A 579-nucleotide genomic window follows, 5' to 3' on the forward strand; every position below is an offset into this window, starting at 1 on the left:
CCTTCACGGATTGCGAAACGCAGACCGTCGTCCATCGCGATTGGGTGGATCAGCGTCACAACCATCTTGATGTTGTCGCCTGGCATTACCATCTCAACGCCTTCTGGCAGTTCGATGGTACCGGTCACGTCAGTTGTACGGAAGTAGAACTGTGGACGGTAGCCTTTGAAGAACGGAGTATGACGGCCGCCTTCGTCTTTGGACAGGATATACACTTCAGATTCGAACTTGGTGTGTGGCTTGATTGAGCCTGGCTTAGCCAGTACCTGACCACGTTCGATTTCTTCACGTTTGATACCACGCAGCAGAACACCTACGTTCTCACCAGCACGGCCTTCGTCCAGCAGTTTGCGGAACATTTCAACGCCAGTACAGGTAGACTTAGCAGTCTCTTTGATACCAACGATTTCAACTTCTTCGCCAACTTTGATGATACCGCGCTCAACACGACCGGTAACAACGGTACCACGACCGGAGATGGAGAATACGTCTTCGATTGGCAGCAGGAACGGCTTATCAATCGCACGCTCTGGTTCTGGGATGTAAGAATCCAGGAAGCCAGCCAGTTCGATGATTTTC

The 579-nt window shown here is 51.3% G+C and carries 1 protein-coding gene; it reads right to left on the minus strand.

All coding sequences use genetic code 11. The features are described 5' to 3' along the window. A partial coding sequence (locus tag ACMVME_RS22795) for an EF-Tu/IF-2/RF-3 family GTPase (protein ID WP_029742211.1) occupies positions 1-579 on the minus strand: 579 nt, incomplete at both ends.

The organism is Enterobacter cloacae complex sp. 2024EL-00711 (assembly GCF_047529885.1).
GTDB classification, from domain to species: Bacteria; Pseudomonadota; Gammaproteobacteria; order Enterobacterales; family Enterobacteriaceae; genus Enterobacter; species Enterobacter ludwigii.